This window comes from Streptomyces sp. NPDC087844 (assembly GCF_044742785.1).
Lineage (GTDB): Bacteria > Actinomycetota > Actinomycetes > Streptomycetales > Streptomycetaceae > Streptomyces.
In genome coordinates, this window is the sequence record NZ_JBIUVD010000037.1 from 1 (window position 1) to 22312 (window position 22312).

Below are 22312 nucleotides of genomic sequence, written 5' to 3' on the forward strand. Positions count from 1 at the left end.
GCCGAGCGGGCGACGGCCGAACCAACGAACCTGAACACCCGTCAACCCCTCCTGACCAGCTGATCAGCATCTCTCGCGCAGCGGGGGAACCTCAGACCGGCTGGGGCGGTCCGCCGTGTGCCTGTCACGTCGGCTCGTTCATCCCGCTGGCTTTCCGTGCATCCGATAAGTGCTTGCGCCGCGCGCCATCCGTGCGGTTCTGCCATTTCTCCGCGATGTGTTTCGCGATGTTCTTGGCGGTGGCTGTGAGCGCTTTGGCAGCGTCGCAGAGCTGGCCGGACGGCTGCGGGGAGTTGGCGGTCAGCTGGAGAAACTCGATGGTGGCGTAGCCGTAGGAGTTCGTGTATGTCCGGTGCGGGAGCCGTACGACGCAGTTGTCGGGCCCGTCCTCCCTCGCGGCGACGAATCCTGTTGTCCCATCGATGTTCACGGGCTTGCCGTTGTCCTTGAGGAAGTTGTCCCGGCTGTACTCGATCTTAATGCGGCTGCCCCCGTCGGCGCTGGACCATTCGCATTTCCAGGAGCCGAACCCCCGGCGCTTGTCGTGCACGCTGACGCCGGGAGCGTGGCGGAGCGCGGCGGCGTCGAGGAGGGTACAAGCGTCGATCCGGGCCAGTGAGTTCTGGGACGGTTCTTTGGCGCGCCTTGGTACCGGGCCGTCGTCCAGTACACCGACCGCGTGGTCGGTGGCGGCGTCGGCCAGCTCGCACAGGTTGGGCGCCGGGGTGTCCCACTGTTTGCCGATGATCTGGACCTGCTGGTCGTCGGCGGTGGCGATGATACGTACGCAGGCGTCTTCTTCCCGCGGGAACGAGGCGATCGTGACGTTTCCGACCGTCCGGACGGGGATACCTTCGAACTCAACCGGCCCCTTGTCCAGGTAGACCTGGGCCTCGGCGACTTCGACGCCCTTCCTCACCACCAGAACGTCGCACCGGTTGATCTCCCCGTAGTCCGCCACCAGCCGGGTTTTGCCGAAGCGGCTCAGCGAGGCGGAGTCGAGCAGCCCGCAGGGGTCAGCCCAACGGGCCTCGCCCATCGTGCCCGGTTCTCCCGGAGGCGTCGGCGAGGGCTGGTCGTCCGGGCCCTCGCCGAAGAAACCGGTGATCACCGGCACCACCAGGGTCGCCAGCACGACCAGAGCCAGCCCGATCGCCACAGGACTCCGAACAACGGACCCAAGCCCGAGGCGCCCGGTGTGGACCTGGATGATGTCCAGGTCACGCTTAAGCCTTTCGCCCTCGCGGACGATGCGCTCCAGCACCTGCTGGTAGCGGACGGGATCCCCGTCCTGGCCCAGGTCGATCTCCCGCCGGTCGGGGAACGGGCGCCGCTCCGCGTCGTCGTCGAGAAGCAGCCTGGAGCCGCAGGCCCCGCGGCGGAGCTTCTCCGTTTCGCGGCGAGCTTTCTCCACCTCCTTGCGCAGTGCCTTCCGGGCCCGCTCGGCGACTACCAGGCGCCGACGTGCCCGTTTGAGCTCCTGCTTGGTGCGCACCAGGCTCAGCCGGGCGTCGTTCAGGCTCTGTTGGGTCTGGGCGCGGTCGGCGTTGTTCCGTTCGTCGAGTTCGTGTATGGAGCTCTCCGCGCGGGCGCACATCAGCATCAGCATCGCGATGATGGCCCGCGCCCGCTCGTCGGCGTCGCGAGCTTCGGCGAGTTTCACCTGACTGTCCGTCAGGCGCTGTTGGGCCGTGATGAGTTCGCGGTGCGCGACCTGCGCTCCCCCTGCGTCGCCTTTGGCACCGGCGGCCCGATCCTCCGCCGCAGCCCGCTCGTACAGCGTTCTGGCGTGGGCGAGGTCCTGCGCGTACTTCCTGGCATCCGTACCGCACACGTGCTTGACCACCCGGCCCAGGGTGCGGGAGGGGATGACCTCCGAGCCGTTCAGGTACTTCGCCCACCGGGTTTTGTCTCCGTTGAACTGCTGGGCGAAGGAGCGGGCTGTCGTCAGGTCTCTGCGTGAGCCCAGCTCCAGCAGGAACTGCGCCAGCTCGTTGGCCTTCGGCCCGCCGACTAATATCCTCCGCCGCCCTACCGCCATGGTTCATTCCCTCTGATCTCTCAGTCGCTTGTCCGCCGGCTGTCCGGCGTTGTCCCGCGACCGCGACGTTCTGATCTGCACCGATACATCCAGTGGTGAACGGACAATCAGGCCGCCCGCCACGGTTCCCCTCAAGCCGCCCCGCACACGGGGCACTTCACCACCGGGAGAACCACCCCCATGAGCCTCACCCCCCTCTGCGACTTCCTCCTCCACGACGTCCTGGGCAACCTGACCGCCGCCGCCCTGACCGCCCTCACCGTCCGGGCCCTCGGCAGCATCCGGCACCGCACCACCCGGACCAACGACCACAACCACACTCCCGAGTAGCCACCTGGCGATACGAACCCCCGCCGCGCCCGGCCGTCCCCCTGCCCGGCCGGGGCGGGCATCGCTCATGTGCCCCTGACCCACACGCAACCAGCCTCCGAGGGTCGATGCCTCTCGGACGCTGTCAGTGGCACTGCTGGATCCAGAAGGCGAGGATGCCGACGGCGCCGGCCCACAGAGGACCGCGACGGCCAGAACGGCGGCTCGGTTCACGGATCGCTGCCCCCGGAGCCGTGGGATGAGAGCTCATCGCCGATGTCTATGGCAATCCGTTCCCCCCGCGCAGCCGATGCCTTCGGGGTTCACCGGAAAGAGTCTCGCCCTTGTCAGCGGTCGAGACCGCAGCGGCGGTCGGCAGTCCTGACCGTATGGGACGAGTCGGGGCCCTTCGCCGCAGGGCGTACACCCTGGAAGGAACCACAACAGGGCAACGAATCAACGACAACTAGAAAGAGAGGTGAACTACTGATCCCTTCGGGGTGTTGTCGGAGGGGGTGACGGATTGTGGCCCCTGCGGTAGGCCGGTGGTATGCGGTACGCGCAGGGTGGCGGGCTGACCGCCGAGCGGCAGCGGTTTCGGGAGCGGATCCGTTTCGAGGCGGGTGAGCGGTTCGCGCGGGCCGAGAAGAACGTGGTGGTCACGAAGGATCTGCGGGTCAGTGAGCGGTCGGTCGAACGCTGGCGCTGCGTCTGGCGGGCGGGTGGTACGGAGGCGCTGGCGTCGTCGGGGCTTGCGAAGGTGCCGAAGCTGTCCGATGAGCGGTTCGCCGAACTGGAGCGGGAGTTGGCGCGGGGTCCGGCCGTGCATGGCTGGGAGGACCAGCGCTGGACGCTGGTGAGGATCCGGGCGTTGATCTGGCGAAAGTTCGAGCTGGATTGTTCGCCGGCGGCGGTGTGGCGGCTGCTGCACCGGCACAGATGGTCCTGGCAGTCGCCGGCTCGCCGGGCTCTGGAGCTTGATGAGGACGCGGTGCGGCTGTGGAAGAAGGAGGTGTGGCCGTAGGTGGAATGACTGCGGCGGCTCTGGGGGCCTATGTGGTGTTCGAGGACGAGGCAGGGTTCTCGATGACACCGTCCGTCGCCCGCACGTGGAGTCGGCGTGGGCACACGCCGGTGGCGCGCGTACGGGGCAGGTCCTGGCGCCGCTTCTCGATCGCCGCCCCGTGCTGCTACAAGCCCGGCGAGACCTCGCGGATGATCTTCCGCCCGTATCGACACCGCAAGCATTCCTGTCCAGCGCGTAAGAGCTTTGCCTGGAGCGACTACCGAGACCTGGTCGTGCGTGCCCACCTGCAGCTCGGCGCCCCGATCGTCTTGATCTGGGACTGAACCGCCCCGGGTTCGGTAGAGACCTCGGACTGTCCCGAGTTGGGTGGAGTCGGGTTGCTTGACTTCAGGCTACTGGTGGGGTGCGGAGTTCGTACTCCACCGGGGTGAGCATGCCCCGCTCAGAGCGTCTGCGCTGGCGGTTGTGGAAGATCTCCAGGGCTCGAAGAGCGCGGTGGACAGCTCCAGTCGGGTCCGCCACCGTCTGCGGTTGAGCAGTTCGACCTGGACCCGGGCCCAGAAGGACTCCGTCATCGCGTTGTCCACGCAGTCTCCGATGGAGCCCATCGAGGGCAGCAGGCCGGAGTCCTTCGCGGAGCAGTGGGCGGCCCGGCATGCCGAGTGACGGCGTGTCGCCGCTCTGGGCGAAGAAGGGGCAACGGCTTGTTCCTGGTCTGGCGCAAGGACGCGCAGACCGGGTACGTACCGCTCAGTCGGCCTGCGCGTCCACCAGCGCAGCCAGGTCGGCTGTGTCCCCGGCGAGTGGGGTCCTGACACTGACCGGCTCGTTGATGTCAAGGAAGGTGACGGTCAGGTCGATGGGGTCACCGACGACCGGCGCGAGCGGCTCTCCGTCGGCGGTGTAGGGCATCTCGTAGGTCGCGCCGCGCATACGGAACTGCTTGGCGCGTCCGTCGCCGTCGATCCACAGATCCATGGTGAGGTTCTTGTCGAGCCTCAGCCCGTAGAAGTGATCAAGACTGTCGATCTGACGCTCCCGGGCCGCCTTGCCCGTGACGGCGTCACGGCTGGCGCGCATCCCCTCGGGGGTGACCGTTCCTCTGTAGTGCGTGGTGGGGGTGCCGTCGACGGTCTTGGTCCCGATCTTCTTCGGATTCCTGGAACCGGTCAGGATCGTGGACTGTACGACCGGGCTGCCCTCGATCTGGTGGGGCAGCACACCGTAGGTGTTGTTGTCCACCACGCCACGGCCCCAGGCCGCCGGCTCGGCGCGAAGCCAGCTCCTGCCGCGCACTTGTGTCAGGGCCGACTCGCTGAGGCCCCATTTCTTGCCGACGGGCGTACTGCCGCCGAGCGCGCTGCCGCCGAGGTACAGCGCCTTGCCGACGAACCGGACCTTCATCGGGCCCTGCGCGCGCTGGCCCGCCGTGGTCAGTTCCATGCTCATATCCAACGGCTTCGTGTTCATGGACGCCTCGACCGTCAACCGGCCCCGGTCCGGCACGGACCCGGTGATCCGGTAACGCAGTGACGTGATGCGGGCGGATGCCTCCGCGGCCTTGGTCACGGCCTGGGCGGGCGTCAAAGTCGGCGCCTCCTCGCTGGCGGTGCCGGACGTGGCGGAACCACTGCCTGCACCTGAGCCGCAGGCCCCGGCTCCTGTACCGAACAGCACGACGGCGAAGGCCGTGCCGACCGCTCTCCGCGCCGTAGACGAACGTGCGGAACATCTCATGGTCCCCCCGGAACACCCAGTCGATCACGCAAAGACTGTGAGCGTATCCCGGCAAGAGGGTGCCGGCCCGCCGCCTTTTGGCAGGGCCCAACTCGGTGCCGGACGCTGTCAGTGCCGTCGTGCACACTGCGTTCCACGAGCGACCGTTACAAAGCCGTCTTCTCATGTTTCCCGGGCGACGACACACCGGCTTCTGTGCTGGGGGGGGTCCTGCGCTGACACCTGGGCTTGGACAGCGAGGGACCGGACGGCCTGGGAGGACCACCCGTACTGCGCCTCCCCAGCGGATGTCCCTCTCGCTGCGGACGCGGGCGCGTTCCTTGCGTTCGGCGGCCAGGACATCGCGGTGTCGGGCCTTGGCGTTTCGTCAACGCATGTAGGCGTTCAGGACCCGGATCTGCACGGTGTGGTTGGGGTGGTGGGAGCGGGTGATGGTGAACTGCCTCAGCGGTTCGACGTGCGCCTCGTTGAGGTTCGCCCACGAGGCGTAGGCCGGGGTGAAGCACAACTCGGCTTTGTTCTTCCTTGCCCGGCCGCGGATGTCGGAGCCTTTGTGGGCGGACAGGTTGCCCAGGATGACGTGGACAGGTGCGCCGTCGGGCCGGGCGGCGCGGGTACCAGAGCACCGGCCTGGTCATCTCGCACCGCCGCCGCAAGGGCGAAGAGCCCCCGAACCGGACCGAACTGGAAAAGGAACCACCACCGCTCCCACAAACAAGTCAGCGCCCGCGTCGAGCACACTTTCGCCCGCATTCAGGGCTGGAAGATCTTGCGGATCGCCGACTCAAGGGCGACGGTCCGGCCGGGACACCGAGGCGGTCCTGCGCAGGGCCGAGGAACTGCCCCCGGCCGAACGAGATGTCCTGCGACTGCTCGGCACGGGCCAATTCAATACGGAGGTCGCCGATCAGCTGTATCCGAGGGTGAGCACGGTAAAGGCTCACATCAGCGGGATCCTCCCCCGCACCGGCTGCGCCAACCGCGTACAGGCCGCAGTCCTCGTACACGACGCCGGGCTGCTCACCGACCGTTGGGCCAGGACTTCCACAGCACACACGGGCCGGGCGAAACAGGCCGGACTCTGATCGATGTCAGTGAGATACCCGTACCGTCGGTGCCGTTGATCGTCGGTGCCGTTGATCGTCGCTGCCCGCAGCCGACCGGGGGTCGGCTGCGGTCGTCCCGCGTGGCGTACCGGTTCGTGACCGCCGACGCTCATGACCGTGGCGTCGACCTGCGCACCTCAGCCCGCTGACCGGGCTCCCTCAGAGGGAGCTGCGCGGCACGGTCACCACATGCTTGCCGACGACACCGCCGCGCTCGAATGCCTGGTGCGCGGCGGCGATGTCCGCGAGCGGGTACACGCTGTCGATCACCGGGCGCAGCGCACCCGACGTGACGTGGTCGGCCACGTCGCGCAGGACGGGGGTTTCGGGGTTGGCGCTGAAGGTGCGGATGCGGCGGGTGCCATGCACGCTGGAGGCGGCGACAGCGGCCAGTGCCGACGGGGACAGTCCGACGGTGACCATCCGGCCACCCTTTGCCAACCGCCCGCGGTAGCAGTGCAGTTCCGTGCCGACGGTGTCGACGATGACGTCGAACGGCCCGATCTGCTCCGAGGCGGTGGAGCGGTAGTCGAGGACCTCGTCGGCGCCGAGGTCGGTCAGGAGCTCGGCGTGGCGGTCGCGGGCCAGCGCGGTGACGTGACCGCCCATGGCGTGTGCCAACTGCACGGCGGCCGTGCCGACTCCGCCGGCCGCGCCCCGCACCAGGACCCGTTCCCCGTCCGCGAGGCGCACGCTGTCGCGCAGCGCGATGAGCGCCGTAGCACCGGCGACCACCAGGGAAGCCGCCTCGACCGACGAGAGGTCGGCCGGGGCGTGCGAAAGACGGCTCGCGGGAACCACGACGTATTCGGCCGCGCCGGCGAGGGAGTGCCGCTGCCGAGGATGAACCATGCCCCACACGCGGTCCCCGACCCGGTGGCCCTCGACGCCGGGGCCGATCGCGGCGACGGTCCCCGCGAAGTCCAGTCCCACGCCGATCGGGAAGCGGCGTCCCGACACGATCTTCAAGTCTCCCGAGCGGACGATCACATCGTGCCCATTCACGCTGGTCGCCTCGACCGACACCAGCACCTCGTCCGCACCGGGGGTGGGGCAGTCGATCTCGTTGACCCGCAGGACATCTGCCGTGCCGAAACCTGTGATCTGAACGGCTTTCATGTCGCTGTTCCTTCCGTGACCGGTTGTGGTGGATCCGATGTTGGACCCCTCGCGCGACATCGCGGTCGTTCTCTTCTTCCTGGGTCTGGCAGACCCACCCTTGCGGGCCGCACCGACGGCATACTGGCGCCGTGACCGACTCCTCCCACGCCATGAGCGACGATCCCCGGCGCGAACTCGCCGATTTCCTGCGCACCCGTCGAACTCGGCTTCGGCCCGAGGACGTTGGACTGGAGCCCGGCCCCAGGCGGCGCGTCGCCGGACTGCGGCGCGAGGAGTTGGCCCTGTTGGCAGGGGTGAGTTCGGACTACTACCAGCGCATGGAGCAGGGACGCGACGTCCGGCCATCCGAACAGGTCCTGGACGCTCTCGCGCGCGCTCTGAACTTCTCCGCCGAGGAGTCCCGGCACCTGCACAGCCTCGCCGCCGCCGCACGTACCCCGGCCCGTACGCCGCGTTCGTACGAGCCGGAGGAGGTGCCTGACACCACGCTGAGGCTGCTGCACACGATGGCCTCGCCCGCTCTGGTCGTCGGCCGTTTCCTGGACGTGCTGGCCTGGAACCCGCTCGGCGGTGCCCTGCTGGGCGAGTTCACCCGACAGCCGCAGAAGGATCGGAACCTGTTGGCACTTTTCCTGCACCCCCAGGCCGACCGGACTTGCCCGAACCGGGCGGCCACCGTTTCCGAGCTGATCGGGATGCTGCGGACCCAGGTCGCCGCCGTTCCCGGCCACCCGCGCGCGGTGGAGCTGGTGGGTGCACTCGCCGTCCGCAGCGATGAGTTCGCGGCCCTGTGGGCCCTCCACGACGTGGAGGAACCCACCCGCGGCCAGATGCGCCTCAACCATCCCCAGGTCGGTGAACTGAACCTGGACTGGGACGCCTACCCCATACCGGGCAACCCAGGCCCCGCGCTCATGGTGTGCACCGCCGCCGAAGGCAGCCCCGACGCCGAACGGCTCCAACGGCTCGCCGACCTGCTGGGCACCCCTTGACCCACTGCGGTGATCCCAGGCGGCGGTCCGGGCGTCGCCGACTGCACGAGAATGCTCCTGCTGCTCGGCGCGGTCATGCTTGCGGCGATGCTGGTCGGTATCACCGGCGTCGACCGCCTCAGCCGGGCTGCGCCGGGGCACACATGGTCCGCTACGGACACTTGGGCATCGGCCACACCTGGCCGAAGAATTCGGCACCGCCTCCGACCCCGAACACCTCGCCTGGCTCCTGCGCTACTCCGCCTACCACCACGTCCGTCCCAACACCGCCTATCCCGCCGTCCTGCTCGCCGGAGCCGTCACCGACGAACGCACCGGCGATGCCCACCCCCGCAAGACGTACGCCGCCCTCCAGCACAGCAACCCCCACGGCAAACCCGTCCGTCTGCGCAGGCAGCCCGACAGCGGTCACGGCCCCACCGACAACACCACCGCCCTCCAAGCACTCACCGACATCCTCACCTTCCTCGCCACCCGCACCGGCCTGCGACCGGCGACGTAACACCATCACCGCTGCTGCCCCCCGGGCTCATGTGTGACAGACCCGCTGTACAGCCTCGCTACGGGACGGGGTGCGGGGGAGGCCAAAGACGGTGCGGCCGTGCATCTCTCTCATGATCCGTTTGGTGCGCGTGTTGACGCCTTCCGTGCGGCCGTTGCGGCAAGGCAGGGGTGAGCTCAGCGTCCACGGTGGCCGGTCGATTTCGAGGCTTTTGCGTGCGTCTGTGCAGGTAGTGGCCTCACACCCACCACCTCTTCTGGCGCGAACGACCAAAGGGACAACGCGGGAACCTCAGCACGGCCGACGCAAGCGGTCCCTACGACAACCGGCCGACGCCGTAGCAACACCGCCAGTTCGGCCGCCGGTTCCCGCGCATCGCAAGCGGCGGCACCGGCGGGCGGCCGGTCCCCAAGATCGGCGCCGGCGCCGAAGACCGATACGACGGTGCGGAGCCTGATTGGAGGTCCGGAGTCGAGTGGACGCTGCTGTGGATCGAGAACACCGCCGCCCCGACTGACCGAGGGCAGGCCATAGGCAAAAGCGCCGACGGGCGTCAGGGCGTGTCGCCGCAGTAGTAGAAGCGGCAGCTGACGCCGGGAGGGGCCCGGCGGTGCGGGGCTCGCCGGGGCGCGAGTCGTACAGGGCACGGCCGGAGGGCCTGCGCCTCGTGCAGGAACTGCGCCAGACGCTCGGGCAGTTGGGAGAGATCCTGGCCAGGTCCCAAGGTGTCGATGGTGCGGAACAGCTGGTTGACTCCGTCCACTTCCTCGTTGTCGATCAGGTCGGACACCAGCGTGTCGGCGTCCGGGTCACCTACCTTGCTCGCACTCTCCAGCTCGGCTGCCACGTTGGCGGTCGTCAATGCCACGGTGGGGCTCATTCGTCATCGGTCGGGTCAAGGGATCCGCCCACCTCGTCCCAGCACTCAACAGCAGCAGGCCTGTCACCTGCATCCCCCTGCGGCGGAACGCACCGCCACCGGGCAGGTCAAGATCACCACGAGAGGTCCTCCCCGAGCCAGCCGCATCCCGCGATGCCCCTTTCGTGTTTTTCAGGGGGCGTATCAGCTCATACGGGAGCGCACAGGGAATCCGCCATATGCGCCCGGCTCACCCGGCTCACCCGCCTGACGGGCTGAACGAGGTCAGGGCGAAGGTCAGCGTCATGGGCGACGGCAAGCACACCACGGAGCAGGTCGGCTGGCTGGCCACCACGATCAAAAGGCCCTTCTCATTCACCTCGCGAACCCGGATGCCAGGCGTGTCGGGACCGTTGCACGTCTGCGTCAACGGCAGCACTATCACCTCGGAGCCCGCCGGAAAGGAAGTCGTGAAGGTCACCCGGGTGAAAGTCGACGTGTTGCTCCCGACGTCTCGATCGCACTGTCAGAACTGAGGCTGATCCTGCCGGTCTGGAACATGGCCATGGCGCACTCCTGTGTTCGGGTCCTGACTCTGTCGTCCGGCAGCCGACCGCAACCTGTCCACCTCGATGACCATGACATCCGCCTTCTTCCAGTTATGTGATCGGCTTTCAGCCACCGCCCCGCAGGCAAGGGGATCGGAGAGCGGACGCAGAACCGACTGTTCCCTACGCTGGCGGGCATGCCTGCTCCATGTCGACGTCAGAAGGCGATGACCGTGCACGCGTCGAGGACAGACTGGGGCAACTGCTGCAGAAGGGAGGCTCAATGTTCTTCCAGGTCAGCAATGTGTTTCTGAAAGTCACTCATGTGTAGTCCGAGTGGCCCGCTTGAGTCGGCTGCGGTGGAAGTCGCAAGTCCGGTTCCGAGGGGCGGGGACGCCGAAATGCGTCCCCGCTACCCGACACGGTGTCACCCTCACCGCGCCGGGCGGCTTGGACACCGACCACATGGTGCCGCTCGCCGAAGCCTGGGACTCCGGCGCCGGCACCTGGACGCCGGCCCGACGGGAGGCGTACGCCAACGATCTGGACGCCGGCCGTTCCCTGGTGGCTGTCACCGCCCGCACAACTGGAGTTCACAGGGGTTCTCAGAGACGTACGGTGGTCACGGACGTACGGTGGTCACGGCAGCGTAAATACGCACGTGAGTACGCTGCACCGGGTGAATCAGCGGTCGCACGAGCTAGTCGCACAGGGCGTCCGTCATCGACATCAGCGACAGTCCCTGTCCGATCGACGCCAGCCGGGCGGCGGGCTGGTCCCTTGCCACGACACTCAGCGTCTCCCCATTACCGATCACTGCTTTGAGGTCATAACCCATCCCAACGCCCCCTCCAGATGGGAGGTGCCGTCTTGTCCCATACAGCGAAGGTGCACCCGCGCGGCGCCCCCGCCCACAACCACCACATCTCCAGCGGGTTCTAGCCGGAGCACCGTCCAGCCCTCGCGACCCCGCTGGTTTCCGCCTTCAGCGTCCCGCGCCTGGCGGGCACCGACACCGTGTCGTGGCCATACGGACGGCGCCGCGCAGCCCTTGAGGAACTATTCCGCTTGGTCCTGGATCCGGCCGGTCTGGACTTCTGCGACCGCACCGGAATCAGCGCTTTGCTGTCGGCCCGCATCATGGCCATCGAACAACGCGGCGACACAGCCCTGGCCGCGGTCCCCGCCAACGCCGCCCGCATCCTGGGCATCGTCGGCTTGGACCGCGTCTTCGCCATCCACCCCGACGTCGCAACGGTCACCGCCCGCAACTCCCTCGCCCACTGATCCCGCACCCCTCGGCAGCCAGTCGAGGACTTCGACCTTATGATCGCGTCACAGCTCCTCGGGCTGGTCCGCGTGGGTTTTACCCTCAGACCGGCCATCGTGTCGCTGCCCTTCTGCGGTCGCCATCCGTCACGTCGGCCAAGCGCCGGTCGTGACCCTGGACGGCGAAGGGCGGTCCTGCCATGCACCATTCAGGACAGCCCACTTGAAGGGCCGAAATCCAGGACAGTCCCGGGCGGAACCGGTCCCTCGCCCGCGTAGGTACCGCCCACCGGTTCCGCTGATGCGTCGTCCTCGGCGAGCGTCAGGCTGGGCCAGGGCCCGGCGAGGGCCGCGTCGTCCAGGGTGATGCCAAGGTGGGCGAGTACGAGGGCCACCACCGGCGCCATCCCGGCACCCTCGCCCTCGTGTGCGGCGAGGGCCTCTTGCACTCGATGCCACCAGGGGCCGAGCGGTTCGGACCGGCTGTGCTCCATGCCGGGCTCGAAGTACTCGACGCACGCACCGTCGCGCCAGTACTGGAAGACATCGATTCCCTCAGTAGTCGCCACGCTGTACGTCTCAGTACCCCGGGACAGCTCCGCGAGCGATTCCTCCCCGAAGCCGATGCCGCCTTCCTCCTCGACGCAGAAGCCCCATTCACCGATCCTGCCGGCCCGCAGCAGCGAGACCATCCCGTCTCCCGACTCACCCGAGGGCAGGTCCAAGGCCGCGTCCCAGTCGAGCAGGCACGCCCGTTCCGGATCTCCCCCGTACCGGGCGAACACCTCCGCATGGCCGAGACCGCGAGTGAAAGTAGCGCACATCCATGCCTTCGCCCAGTCCAGCGAACCAGCGTCCACGTCTGCTTCCGTGGTCTGTTCCTCCGTCATTCACACCTGGACCGCCTGCGCGGGTCCAGCCTTGCAGGCTCTCCGCAGTGTGCGCCAAGCTGCGCGGAAAGCCCGCCTTATCGTGCCTGGTTCAAGCGGTGGGATCGCTACCGGGCAGGACGCCCGGTGGGTCCTGCCCGGTGAACCCGATATGGAAGTGGCCACGAGCGGCTGCATCAACCCACCTGTCACACCCAACCGGCACCCGACCGGCACCCGACCGGAACACCGCAACAAGATCGTGTTAAGAACTCTTAGAGAGATCCGTCATCGTCATAGGAGCGACATGCGTGCGCAGAAGCAGTCCGAGCAGGCCACGAAGGCTGGCCCCGGGCAGCGGCCGGTACCGAAAGCGAACCACCTGTCGCCACAGGACCGGAGCCCCCAGGGAGTGCTCGCCCTGCAACGGATGGCGGGCAACGACGCCGTCGCCCGGACCCTCACACCGGTGCAGCGCATGGTCACGACGACGAAGCCGGCCGAGGAGGTGAAGCACATCCATGACTTCGTGACGGAGATGCTCGGCGCGGCCGACAAACTCATCGGCGAGGCCAAGGGCTTCACCTGGCGCTTCAAGGCGGCCCCGGCCCGGCAGGCGCACCTCGACACGATCGGCCAGACGCTCGACAACGCCGAGCACATGGTCTACCGGCAGTTCCGCGATGATCCCGGGGGCAAGGAGGAGAACGCGAAGAACGCCGGCCTGCAGGAACTCCTCGACGCCGTCCAGAAGCGGCACTTCTCATATGTCGAGATCCTGCGGAACAACAGCGGCACGCGACCCGTCGGGATGGACATCGACGCCGACGACACGGAGGCCCAGGACGAGCTGTCCCAGACCTGGTCCCGGGTCGTCCGCGGGCAGGGCATCTCAACGTCGGACAAGCCCCGCCCGGTGGGCGACGACCGGGATCCCGCCGCGCTGCCCGGGTACGGCACCCAGATGCTGTCCGCGCACGCCCGGCTGCTCTCCCGGCAGCGTGGCCGCGGTCTGGTGGGCGACCTGACCTCGCCGTCGAACGCCCACTCGCCCATGGTGAGTGTCGTTCCGTACCACCCCGAGGTTGTCGACGCGATAGGGAAGACCGACCTCGCGGCGCAGGCGGACTCCAACTCGATGCCCGACGCGCGGGCCGTCTCGGCGACCCAGCCGAGCGCCGGTTCCAGTACCACGGTGTCCGCGCCGCACAACTTCAAGGACAGCGAGGGCGCCAAGCCGGGCGAGGCCGTCTCCCCCTTCTTCCTGCTCTACGGCCACGAGCTGATCCACGCCCAGCACAACAAGCACGGCATCAATGTCGCCGCCTTCGACAACGAGGAGATCGCGACCGTCTCCGGCGTGGAGTCGTCGAAGCTGCTGCACGCGGACAAGGGGCTGCGCGTCACGACGGAGGACCAACTGCGGGACGAGCACTACATGCCCCGCCGGGGCGGCTACACGTAGCCGGAGTCCGCAACGTGCTCTGCGCGGCGGCGGGCGTAGACGTCCGTGCGGGCGTCGTAGCTCGTGAGCTTCGGCAGGGCAGCGGTGAGCAGACCGACCGTGGCGACGCAGGCCAGGCCGCCGGTCCAGCCGGCCGGGCGGGCGCCAACCCAGCCGGCCATCGCCCCGGCACGGACCTGGCCGAGCTGCGGGCCGATGCTGTACGAGAGCGCCTGGATGCCGACCAGCCGACCTCAGGTGCGGCGGCGTAGTTGCCGGGGCCACGCTACATAACGCTGCGCTTGAACCGAGCGGATACTGGGCAACTCCTGGCTTGTCTGTACTCGTCGTCCCGACGGGCTCCCTGTTGGACCCTGGGGACAGAGCGGGTTGCTGGCGGTCTGGCTGGCACACCCAGCGCTCCGGTGGGTCCAGGAGAACATCCCCCTGTGCGGCGGCGATCCTCGCAACGTGACCGTCTTCGGCGAGTCCGCAGGAGCGATGAGCATTGGTGCCCTCCTCGCCGTCCCCGACGCCGATGGGCTGTTCCAGCGTGCCGTCCTGCAGAGCGGGGCAGTACATCACGCCATCCCCACAGCGACAGCCCGCCGGATCGGCAACCACTTCACAGCCATGCTCGGCATACCGCCCACCCGACAAGGCCTCTCAGGTGTCTCCTTCGAACGGCTGGCCGAGGCGGCGGAAACCCTGCGTGCCGCCATCGCGGCCGACCTCGATCCGCGGCGCTGGAACGAGGTCGCGCACAACTTGATGCCCTTCGAACCGGTCGTGGACGGCGATCTGTTGCCGCGCGCCCCGCTCACCTCGATCACAGAGGGCTAAGCGGCCACCATCGATGTCGTGGTGGCTGGTGGGAAGCAACACTGACGAGTTCCGGCTTTTCCTAGAGCCCATGGGTGCCACCGACTTCATCGGTAGCGCAACACTGGACAGTGCCGCCGCCCCGGCTACGGTCTCGATCCCGACGAGGCCGTGTCCGTCTACCTACCGCGCGCGAAACATCCCGATGGGACTCGCGGTGACCTGTTGGCAGCACTGGCGACGGACTGGTACTACCGCATGCCCGCCATTCGTCTCGCGGATGCCCGCATGGGCCAGACCGGCCGTTCCTATTCGTATGATTTCGCATGGCAGCCATAGGAGCCGACGGCGGCGAGGACGGGGAGTTCGTGGGTGCGGGCCAGGTGGGCGCCTTCGGCCTCCGGGTCCCGGGGCGTGCAAAAGTAGGAACTCGACGCCCTGCAGTCCGGCGAACTCCGCGTAGTCATCAGTCAGTTGTGGGCCGCCGGACCGCTAGGAACCGACGGCTCCCTCATTGTTCCGGACCAGTACCCGTGGCCACCCGACCTGGCCGAAGCCGAGCGCGCGGTCGGCCGGTCGGCCGGTCGGCCGGTCGGCGGGAACCACACGTCGCACTGACTGGTTCCGCCCGGCTCATAACGTTCGCGAGACCGGCTCCGCAGGCCAATGGGCCGAACGCACGTCCCAAATTCGGTTCTTAAGCATGGTCAGACCGCGATCCCGACCGATCCGCTCGGCGCCCGGTGACCGTCCAGCGGCACATCGTCCGCCATCGCCCCCCGGACCGTGCTCCTCGCGATCCCCGGTTCACTCGCGCTCCCCCGCACCGGCATCCGCTCGGCCCGACGAAGCCAGCGGATCTCCACCCGAGCCTCCACGCTGATCGCCCCTCCTCCCAGCCCGCCTCAACGAACCAGGCCCAGGGAGGGGGGCGACTGCCAAGCGCCGCTGCCGGTCCACGTTCCAGCCGCTGGCGACATGGGGGTCCTACGCTGCCGACGTGTGCGGCGTGCTTCCGGCGCGGATGTGGCGGCCGAGGATGAGAACTGCACGGCCCAGTGCCTGGTCGGCCTCGTTCAGGATGGCGGCGAAAGACGGTCATCCGCCTCGGCCCGGCACCGGTCGCACGCGCGCCGACGCCACCAGGCCGTCGTCTGCCGCTGCCGCTGCCAGCGCCGCACGCACCCCGAGCGAGTGAGTCACGAACCGCAACCAACTTGGTGCAGTATCACCAACTGCACTCCGAGAATACCCCTCGACGAAAACCCCTCGACCAGGGCGTACGCAGAAGTACGACTGGAGTACCTGGCTAGGACTTTGTCAGGAACGGGTCGATCGCCGCCCAGGTCGCCTCCGGGGCCTCCAGGTGCGGCAGGTGCCCGGCTTCCGGAATCTCGACGAACTGCGCGCCTGGTATCACGTGTGCGACAGCCCGTCCGTATGCCGGCGTGACGATCCGGTCGCTCCCGCCCCACACCACCAGTGTCGGGACGTTCACCGCGCCGAGCCGACCGAGCAACGTCGGATCGCTCATGCTCGGGCCGGCGACAGCGGCCATCGTGCGTCCGTTCGCCTGTTGGACCGCGCGCTGCTCATCAGTGAAACCGGCCGGGTCGACGTATCCGCGCTCCGGGTCGTGCCAAGCGGCCTCGGCGAGCCCGCGGGCGTCGAGGGCGAAGAAGTCCGCGACGGGCTCGCCCTCCACGACCGCACCGACGCCGTCGATGTCGACCACGGCCCCGATCAGTCCTGCGTACCGCTCATCGGCGGCGGCCTGAACCGCCATCTCCAGGGCGATCCACCCGCCGATCGAGGACCCGACCAGCACGACGTCGTGCTCCTCGTGTTCGAGCAGGCGCGTGAGGTAGGCGGCCGCGAGCTGCGCGACCGTGGAGATGGAGTCGGGGCGCGCTGTGCCCTCCCAGCCGGGATGCGTCGGGGCGAACGTGTGCAGGGTGGCCGCGAGGTGTCCCACGATGGGGGCCACGGTCCGGGGCCCGCCGCCGCCGTGCAGGACGAGCGCCGTGCGTGACTCCGGGGCACCGGCCTGAACGACAGGAAGGTCCTCGGGAAGAGAGATGCTCATGATGCTCCTCGGTGAATCAACATGTTTATATAAGGACGTTGATACAGTAACACCATGACGACCGACCTAGGAGCCCTCGGGCATGCGATCAAGCGTGCGCAGTACCGGAACCACCGCACGATGGATGCCGCGCTGGGCGAGATCGGAGTCACCCTCGTCCAGTGGGACGCCCTGCGCGCCATCGATCGAATGCCGGGCGCCTCCGGACATGAACTCGCCGTCGCGACCTTCCAGAGCGACCAGGCGTTCGGCACCCTCGCGAGCCGACTCGTGGAGCGTGGGCTCATCGCCCGATCCGCAGGCCGCGGGCGACGCTTCGAGCACGCCCTCACCGAGGCCGGGCGTACAGCACTCACGGAGGGTCAACAGTTGTCGATCGGCGTCCTGCAAGACCTCTTCGCACCCCTCGACGAGGCGCAACGCACGGAATTGCTTCGATCACTCCAGAAACTCACCGAGGGCATGTGATCAGGCAGCACGCGGCTCGACCCCGTTGTCTTTCTCGCGGTCCTGCAAAAGGGCCGCTTGCCTCCGGGCCCGGCATGACTGCCACCCCCCGTCGAAGGCACGACCTGCGGGTGGTGTCGCCGGGCCTGGGAGGTACCGTCGGAGACGCTGATGAGAGGCCCGGCCACCACCCGGTCCGGCGCAATGCCGAACAGCTCGCGGGTGCGCTGAAGGGATGTTCGCGCCCGACGACACCCGCACAGACGCTGTGACCTGAGCGAAGAGCCGGACGGACAGGAAGGGTGGCGCAGCACCTTACGCAACCTGGTGCGTAACGTCCCAGACAACACCGAACACAGCCCTATACGCTCTACTTACGGCGTACTTCGTTCACGGCGCAGCACTGTCGGTGAGGCCGCACCCCGGCCGGGGGCGGACTATTCCGGGACGGCAACCGCAGGCGCCGGTCTCAGCCACCGCTGTGGTCGCAACGGCGGCAGGGGCCGCGCAACAGCCCCTCCCCTGCCAGGCGTCGCGGCCTTCCTTGACCGCGATGGCGGCGATGACGAGGGCGGCGATGGGGTCGGCCCACGACCAGCCGAGGGTGGCGTTGAGGACCAGGCCGACCAGAAGAACGGCGGACAGGTAGGTGCACAGCAGGGTCTGCTTGGAGGCGGCGACCGCGCTGGCGGAGCCGAGTTCGCGGCCGGCCCTGCGTTGGGCGGCGGACAGGAACGGCATCACGGCCAGCGACAGGACGGCGATGACGATGCCGGGAAAGGAGCGTTCGGCCTGGCCGCTACCGGCAGGGCGCGGGCGGCGTCGACACTGATGTATGTGGCGAGTGCGAAGAACGAGATGGCGATGATCCGCAGGGCGATCTTCTCCCTCGCCTCGCGCACGGCGTGATCGCGGGCGGAGAACTGCCATGCGACCGCGGCGGCAGAGGACACCTCGATGACGGAGTCGAGGCCGAAGCCGACCAGCGCGGTGGAAGAGGTGATCGTCCCGGCGGTGATCGCGACGATCACCTCGATGGCGTTGTAGGTGATGGTGGCCGCGACCAGCAGCCGTATGCGCTTCGCCAGCGCGTCGCGGCGGTCTGGGGGCGGGCTTGTGCCGATGGATATCTCCGCTGTCATCTCAGCAGCAGCCCTTCGTCCGCGCGTCCGGGCAGGTCCTGTCCGCCTCGACGGCCACCACGGCGGTGCGCAGGTCTCCCAGCGCGTGCCCCAGGCGCTCGTCGGCGAGCTCGTAACGGGTACGCCGACCGACCGGCACCGCGACAACCAAACCGCAGTCGCGCAGGCACGCCAGGTGGTTCGACAGCCGGGTCCGGCAGATTTCCAAGGCGTCGGCGAGGTCGGCGGGGTGGGCGGGGTGGGCGGGAGATTCGAACAAGGCCAGAAGTATCCGGCAGCGAATCGGGTCGGCGAGGGCGCGGCCAAACCGCGCCAGCACCTCGATGTCAACAGTGAGAGGCAGCACAGCAACGACAGTGCGTTATGTGCTGAACTCATGAAATCGTGAATTGTTGCTTGTGAATCATTGACCACCGGAGCGACGGCGCCGTGCAGGTGCCGCTCGTTCTCCTGTACGTCGACTGCAACCAGAAGCTGATGTCGCTCACGCCCGCACATATTCGCCGTCGCCACTCGCGCACAAAGTCATGCAGCCGCCGCCGTGGCACTGCCGCTGCATTCACGGCCCCTCACGGAGTATCGTCAGCGCGGCTGTGCGGTGGTGCGAGCACGGTCGCGGAATGCACCCGCTGCAGGTGCGGCAGAGCACGCTCGCGGTGGGAGGCTGGATGTGCGGTCACCGCCGCAGCGGGTGCGGCGGTGACCGCAAGCAACGCGGGGCGGCCCCAACAGTGGTTGGTGGCGCCCCGCGACCGCGCTGCAGTGCTTGCGGCAGGTCCATGCTTTCTGCACGGGTGAGCGTATGGACGATCGGAGCGCGCTCGATCGAGGCAGGCAGGCATGGGAGCGGTGTCATGGACGTGCGACACGGCGCGGCAGCGTGGAAACGCGTCGTCGAGACCTCAAGTGCCGCCGGCCGGCCCGTGGCGCTGTCGTCCGCCGTGAGGGCGTGCATCCAGGATGTGGATGCGGACGGCCCGGAGGTCAGCCTGATCACCTCCGGCCGGATCAGGCTCGTGGCGCACGCCGCCGACGAGCGCAGCCACCCGACTGAAGGACGCACAGCTCGTGGCGAGCGAGGGCCCGTGCACCGAAACCTGCCGGCAGCGTCGGATCGTGGAAGCGGACGTACTGCCCGTCGGCGGGCAGTGGCCCCTCCTGCGGCAGACGGCCGGTGAACTTGGCATCCGCCGCGCGGTAGCCGCCGAGCTCCTGGTCGGTGGCGGTGTCCCGGCCGGTGCCATGGACATCTACCACAGCGTCCCGGTCCCCCTCGGCGCACGAGACCGGGCCCAGTTCGCCCAGTTCAAGGCCTACACCCGCGTCTTCGCACTCTGGTCCTGGACACCCCACCCGTACTGATCGGCTGGGACCGAGCAGCTCCGGAATCGGGTTCCGTCGGCTGTCCGCCGATCGTGCACCAGCCGACCGAAGCTACCGCCGGCGCCCCCGCGGCTGAAGCCCTGGCCCGCATGCGCGCCCACGCCTTCAGCCACCAGCAACTCCTCAAAAACGTCGCCCGCGACATCCCACCGGTCGGCTACATCTCGAAGAGGACCGCGACACCCCGCCCGACTGACCGAATCCGCCACCCCGCCGTCCCGAGCGGCCCCTGCGCATCATGGTGCAGCGAGCCCCGCGTGCCGATACGGGCAGCAGTGGCGTCGAGGTGAGCGGTGTCAGCGATGTCGCCTGCGGACGGGACAATCCGGGCTGCGCCCGTGTTCTTCTTCAAGGCGTTGTTCTCGAACGTCAGCGGTCCCAAGGGAGTAATAGGCTCTTACCCAAGGGTGCGCTGCTGTCGTGACAGGAGTATGGGGAGGAACATCATGGCTGGGCCCTCGGTCGAGGTCGTCCCTTCCGGCTGCTGTCTGGTGGCGAGGGTCGGCGGCGAGATGAACCAGAGCACCCACTTTGTTCTGCGTGAACGCTTCTCGCAGCTCACCGTGGCGGGCAACCGTTTCATCGTGCTGGATCCGGTCACGGTCTCCTTCTGCGACTCAGCCGGGCTGAACATCCGGCTCACATCCGGGCGCCAAGCAGAGACCCTCGGGGCCATCCTGGCGCTGGCAGCCGTCCCCCCGCAGCTGCAGGAAATCCTGCAAAGGACCGGAGCAGATCAGGTCCTCCCGGTTTACGACACCGTCATAGACGCACAAGCCGCCCTGTGCCGCTGAGCCGCACCTTTACGACACTCGGCACATCGCTCGGAGAAGGAACGGGTGCCGGCCCAGGTCTCAGGCCGCCTTTCCCGCGTGCGGTTCGCGTGCCGCACGGTGATGTTCGGCGTTGATCCGGCGGGCTTCTTCGAGCTGGTCCTCAAGGATGACGATGCGGCAGGCCGCCTCGACGGGGGTGCCGTGGTCGACGAGTTCGCGGGCTCGGGCGGCGATGCGCAGTTGGTAGCGGGAGTACCGGCGGCGGCCGCCCTCGGAGCGCAGCGGGGTGATCAGGCGGGCTTCGCCGATGGCGCGCAGGAAGCCGGGGGTGGTGCCGAGCATGTCGGCGGCCCGGCCCATCGTGTAGGCGGGGTAGTCGTCGTCATCGAGACGGCCGAAGGAATCGTCTGCTGTCGCCAGCACCTCATCTGCGGAGGCTGCGGAGGCTGCGGAGGCTGCGGAACGCGTGGAGGGGCCCTGGTGCCGTACGGCACCAGGGCCCCGAAGGAACTGCTACACCATCTGCCGGCCCTGGTACTGCGCCGGCCCTCTGTGTCCACAGACCCGACCCGAATGCTGTCGGAACTGCTGGGATCGCGGTTGCTTGACCGGAGACCACCTCACTATCGATGTCCTGCGGTACCCGGGCTCAAGACTTCCGCCCGGGCGATCCTGATGGCGCCTCGCTCCTCCGTTCGTCCCTCTACATCAACTACATTGCCCAACCGGTACTGCGTACTGCTCGTGATGCGAACTGCTGGTGGCCTGTGTCAGCGCCACTCTTCGGCAGCCAGCCCCGTCGCCCGTCCTGCACGTGCTCTGGCTTAGAACCCCACTGCCGAACCTCCCGGCACGCGCGCCCGCAGCCGACGCCTTTACCGAGGTGCTGCTCTCCTACTGCACTGCTGGATCCTGCGTACTTCACCTGCGGGTACTGCTGCCGCATCAACGGCGATCCTGCTTGCGGCGGCCCCTCAGCAATGCGGGCCACCCGGTCCGGCCGTCAGCCCCGTCACCGACCAGCAACTTCCCTGGCTCCGGAACTCCACCACCGCACCGTCCTGCGCACTACAACTGCACTGCAGCTGCCTACTACTGACCGGCAGTTCATCTCTGCCAGGCCCTTTCGTCTCTCTGGGCTACGAGAAAAACCATACCCACACCACAAGCCAATGTCTACTCTCGCCACGATAGATTTTCGTTCGTCCGGTGGTGGATTAATCAGCCTCGAACAGCGACAGGGGCAGGAGCCGACCCACCGGCCGTCGTCGCTGTCACCGCCGTCACCAACGGGGCCGCACCGGAACACACGGTCAGATCTGCGCGGCCGGATGGAGACGAAGAGATCGGAAGGATCGTGAACCAGGCCACAGAGTGGAGCTCTGTCACCAGCCATGCGCGCGTGCTGCCGGCCATCGCACGCGATCCCCCCGCCCGGCTGGCGCGGCATCGCCGCCGCCTGCCATATCACCGAACGCACCGCTCAGAGCATCGTCTCAGACCTGGAACAGGCCAGCGTCCTCAGCCCTCAGCCCCTCAGCCCTTCAGCCCCTCAGCCCTCAGCCCCTCAGCCCTTCAGCCCCTCAGCCCCTCAGCCCCTCAGCCCCTCAGCCCCTCAGCCGCGAACGTGACGGACGTGGCGGACGTGGCGGACGACGTGCCCGTTGCACCCCCCACCTCAACGGCACGCTCCGTCATCGCCGCGCCGCACAGAAGCCCACCCCCCGTCCGCGCACTGGCGGACCGCGAAGTGTAGAGGTGGTGTGCGGTGCCAGGACGACTAGAGTGAACAGGTCTGTCCTCTACCCAACGGTGTGCCGGGGTTCGGTTA

Annotated in this window: 23 protein-coding genes and 7 pseudogenes; 16 read left to right on the top strand and 14 right to left on the bottom strand. The window is 68.2% G+C overall.

The genetic code is table 11. The annotated features are described in order from the left end of the window. Window positions 1-124: 124 nt before the first annotated feature. The gene (locus tag ACIOKD_RS40330; RefSeq protein WP_402093363.1) at window positions 125-2041 is read right to left on the bottom strand and encodes a hypothetical protein; all 1917 of its coding nucleotides are present in this window, start codon (window positions 2039-2041) and stop codon (window positions 125-127) included. A gap of 180 nt (window positions 2042-2221) precedes the next feature. On the opposite strand from ACIOKD_RS40330, the gene ACIOKD_RS40335 reads away from it, so the two are divergent. The 4 genes and pseudogenes from ACIOKD_RS40335 to ACIOKD_RS40350 all read left to right on the top strand — a co-directional run bounded on the left by ACIOKD_RS40335 (window position 2222) and on the right by ACIOKD_RS40350 (window position 4043). Continuing rightward, complete coding sequence (locus ACIOKD_RS40335; RefSeq protein WP_402093364.1) at window positions 2222-2371, top strand: hypothetical protein; 150 nt, start codon at window positions 2222-2224, stop codon at window positions 2369-2371. Between the two features lie 529 nt (window positions 2372-2900). Continuing rightward, a complete protein-coding gene (locus ACIOKD_RS40340; protein ID WP_402093365.1) occupies window positions 2901-3374 on the top strand; it encodes a winged helix-turn-helix domain-containing protein in 474 nt (157 codons plus the stop codon). 62 nt (window positions 3375-3436) lie between these two features. Further along, a pseudogene (locus tag ACIOKD_RS40345) lies at window positions 3437-3697 on the top strand (IS630 family transposase); the annotation flags it as partial. 145 nt (window positions 3698-3842) lie between these two features. Further along, the gene (locus ACIOKD_RS40350; protein WP_402093366.1) at window positions 3843-4043 is read left to right on the top strand and encodes a hypothetical protein; all 201 of its coding nucleotides are present in this window, start codon (window positions 3843-3845) and stop codon (window positions 4041-4043) included. 84 nt (window positions 4044-4127) lie between these two features. Here the strand turns inward: ACIOKD_RS40350 and ACIOKD_RS40355 are convergent, their stop codons facing one another. Next, a complete protein-coding gene (locus ACIOKD_RS40355) occupies window positions 4128-4964 on the bottom strand; it encodes a hypothetical protein (RefSeq protein ID WP_402093367.1) in 837 nt (278 codons plus the stop codon). A gap of 424 nt (window positions 4965-5388) precedes the next feature. Further along, window positions 5389-5727 (bottom strand): annotated as a pseudogene (locus ACIOKD_RS40360) (IS630 family transposase); the annotation flags it as partial. Here ACIOKD_RS40360 and ACIOKD_RS40365 point away from each other — a divergent pair. Together ACIOKD_RS40365 and ACIOKD_RS40370 are read left to right on the top strand one after the other, a co-directional pair. Next, a pseudogene (locus ACIOKD_RS40365) lies at window positions 5727-5912 on the top strand (IS5/IS1182 family transposase); the annotation flags it as partial. The pseudogenes ACIOKD_RS40360 and ACIOKD_RS40365 sit on opposite strands and share 1 nt — an antisense overlap. A gap of 41 nt (window positions 5913-5953) precedes the next feature. Next, window positions 5954-6199 carry a response regulator transcription factor gene (locus tag ACIOKD_RS40370; RefSeq protein ID WP_402093410.1) on the top strand — a complete coding sequence of 82 codons (246 nt, stop codon included), beginning with the start codon at window positions 5954-5956 and terminating at the stop codon, window positions 6197-6199. 180 nt (window positions 6200-6379) lie between these two features. Here ACIOKD_RS40370 and ACIOKD_RS40375 read toward each other — a convergent pair whose 3' ends face one another. Next, the gene (locus ACIOKD_RS40375; RefSeq protein ID WP_402093369.1) at window positions 6380-7339 is read right to left on the bottom strand and encodes an NADP-dependent oxidoreductase; all 960 of its coding nucleotides are present in this window, start codon (window positions 7337-7339) and stop codon (window positions 6380-6382) included. 152 nt (window positions 7340-7491) lie between these two features. Between ACIOKD_RS40375 and ACIOKD_RS40380 the strand changes: the two genes are divergently transcribed. Both ACIOKD_RS40380 and ACIOKD_RS40385 read left to right on the top strand, forming a co-directional pair. Beyond that, entirely contained in the window at window positions 7492-8334 is an 843-nt protein-coding gene (locus tag ACIOKD_RS40380; RefSeq protein WP_402093411.1) for a helix-turn-helix transcriptional regulator, read from the top strand. A 79-nt stretch (window positions 8335-8413) separates the two neighbouring features. Further along, on the top strand, window positions 8414-8836 hold the full coding sequence (locus ACIOKD_RS40385) for a prolyl oligopeptidase family serine peptidase (protein ID WP_402093371.1): 423 nt from the start codon (window positions 8414-8416) through the stop codon (window positions 8834-8836). 27 nt (window positions 8837-8863) lie between these two features. On the opposite strand, the pseudogene ACIOKD_RS40390 reads toward ACIOKD_RS40385, so the two are convergent. Together ACIOKD_RS40390 and ACIOKD_RS40395 are read right to left on the bottom strand one after the other, a co-directional pair. Next, a pseudogene (locus ACIOKD_RS40390) lies at window positions 8864-9043 on the bottom strand (hypothetical protein); the annotation flags it as partial. 346 nt (window positions 9044-9389) lie between these two features. Next, a complete protein-coding gene (locus ACIOKD_RS40395; RefSeq protein WP_402093373.1) occupies window positions 9390-9704 on the bottom strand; it encodes a hypothetical protein in 315 nt (104 codons plus the stop codon). Between the two features lie 296 nt (window positions 9705-10000). Here ACIOKD_RS40395 and ACIOKD_RS40400 point away from each other — a divergent pair, with 296 nt between their 5' ends. Together ACIOKD_RS40400 and ACIOKD_RS40405 are read left to right on the top strand one after the other, a co-directional pair. After that, window positions 10001-10231 carry a hypothetical protein gene (locus tag ACIOKD_RS40400; protein WP_402093374.1) on the top strand — a complete coding sequence of 77 codons (231 nt, stop codon included), beginning with the start codon at window positions 10001-10003 and terminating at the stop codon, window positions 10229-10231. Window positions 10232-10666: 435 nt separating this feature from the next. Beyond that, window positions 10667-10828: pseudogene (locus ACIOKD_RS40405) on the top strand (HNH endonuclease); the annotation flags it as partial. 115 nt (window positions 10829-10943) lie between these two features. Here the strand turns inward: ACIOKD_RS40405 and ACIOKD_RS40410 are convergent. Then, window positions 10944-11081 carry a hypothetical protein gene (locus ACIOKD_RS40410; RefSeq protein ID WP_402093414.1) on the bottom strand — a complete coding sequence of 46 codons (138 nt, stop codon included), beginning with the start codon at window positions 11079-11081 and terminating at the stop codon, window positions 10944-10946. A 230-nt stretch (window positions 11082-11311) separates the two neighbouring features. Between ACIOKD_RS40410 and ACIOKD_RS40415 the strand changes: the two genes are divergently transcribed. Then, on the top strand, window positions 11312-11530 hold the full coding sequence (locus ACIOKD_RS40415) for an STAS domain-containing protein (protein ID WP_402093375.1): 219 nt from the start codon (window positions 11312-11314) through the stop codon (window positions 11528-11530). Window positions 11531-11721: 191 nt separating this feature from the next. On the opposite strand, the gene ACIOKD_RS40420 is transcribed toward ACIOKD_RS40415, so the two are convergent. Continuing rightward, entirely contained in the window at window positions 11722-12402 is a 681-nt protein-coding gene (locus ACIOKD_RS40420) for a DUF6461 domain-containing protein (protein ID WP_402093377.1), read from the bottom strand. 286 nt (window positions 12403-12688) lie between these two features. Between ACIOKD_RS40420 and ACIOKD_RS40425 the strand changes: the two genes are divergently transcribed. Continuing rightward, window positions 12689-13846 carry a hypothetical protein gene (locus ACIOKD_RS40425; RefSeq protein WP_402093378.1) on the top strand — a complete coding sequence of 386 codons (1158 nt, stop codon included), beginning with the start codon at window positions 12689-12691 and terminating at the stop codon, window positions 13844-13846. Here the strand turns inward: ACIOKD_RS40425 and ACIOKD_RS40430 are convergent. Beyond that, window positions 13837-14079 (bottom strand): annotated as a pseudogene (locus tag ACIOKD_RS40430) (MFS transporter); the annotation flags it as partial. The gene ACIOKD_RS40425 and the pseudogene ACIOKD_RS40430 sit on opposite strands and share 10 nt — an antisense overlap. A 136-nt stretch (window positions 14080-14215) precedes the next feature. On the opposite strand from ACIOKD_RS40430, the gene ACIOKD_RS40435 reads away from it, so the two are divergent. Next, the gene (locus ACIOKD_RS40435) at window positions 14216-14668 is read left to right on the top strand and encodes a carboxylesterase family protein (protein ID WP_402093380.1); all 453 of its coding nucleotides are present in this window, start codon (window positions 14216-14218) and stop codon (window positions 14666-14668) included. Window positions 14669-15354: 686 nt separating this feature from the next. Here ACIOKD_RS40435 and ACIOKD_RS40440 read toward each other — a convergent pair. Further along, window positions 15355-15525, bottom strand: coding sequence for a hypothetical protein (locus ACIOKD_RS40440; RefSeq protein WP_402093381.1), 171 nt, complete (start codon window positions 15523-15525; stop codon window positions 15355-15357). Window positions 15526-15956: 431 nt separating this feature from the next. Continuing rightward, window positions 15957-16733, bottom strand: a complete 777-nt coding sequence (locus tag ACIOKD_RS40445; protein ID WP_402093382.1) for an alpha/beta fold hydrolase — start codon at window positions 16731-16733, stop codon at window positions 15957-15959. Between the two features lie 54 nt (window positions 16734-16787). Here ACIOKD_RS40445 and ACIOKD_RS40450 point away from each other — a divergent pair, with 54 nt between their 5' ends. Beyond that, window positions 16788-17201 (top strand): MarR family winged helix-turn-helix transcriptional regulator, encoded by a 414-nt coding sequence (locus ACIOKD_RS40450; RefSeq protein ID WP_402093383.1) that lies wholly within the window; start codon window positions 16788-16790, stop codon window positions 17199-17201. A 369-nt stretch (window positions 17202-17570) separates the two neighbouring features. Here ACIOKD_RS40450 and ACIOKD_RS40455 read toward each other — a convergent pair. Both ACIOKD_RS40455 and ACIOKD_RS40460 read right to left on the bottom strand, forming a co-directional pair. Then, window positions 17571-18322: pseudogene (locus tag ACIOKD_RS40455) on the bottom strand (cation transporter). Window position 18323: 1 nt separating this feature from the next. Further along, a complete protein-coding gene (locus ACIOKD_RS40460; protein WP_402093385.1) occupies window positions 18324-18668 on the bottom strand; it encodes an ArsR/SmtB family transcription factor in 345 nt (114 codons plus the stop codon). 770 nt (window positions 18669-19438) lie between these two features. Here ACIOKD_RS40460 and ACIOKD_RS40465 point away from each other — a divergent pair. After that, window positions 19439-19684: a hypothetical protein gene (locus tag ACIOKD_RS40465; RefSeq protein WP_402093387.1), complete on the top strand. Its 246-nt coding sequence runs from the start codon at window positions 19439-19441 to the stop codon at window positions 19682-19684. A 467-nt stretch (window positions 19685-20151) separates the two neighbouring features. Further along, window positions 20152-20499, top strand: a complete 348-nt coding sequence (locus ACIOKD_RS40470; protein WP_402093389.1) for an STAS domain-containing protein — start codon at window positions 20152-20154, stop codon at window positions 20497-20499. A gap of 60 nt (window positions 20500-20559) precedes the next feature. Here the strand turns inward: ACIOKD_RS40470 and ACIOKD_RS40475 are convergent, their stop codons facing one another. Beyond that, window positions 20560-20841 carry a MerR family transcriptional regulator gene (locus ACIOKD_RS40475; protein ID WP_402093412.1) on the bottom strand — a complete coding sequence of 94 codons (282 nt, stop codon included), beginning with the start codon at window positions 20839-20841 and terminating at the stop codon, window positions 20560-20562. Between the last annotated feature and the right edge of the window lie 1471 nt (window positions 20842-22312).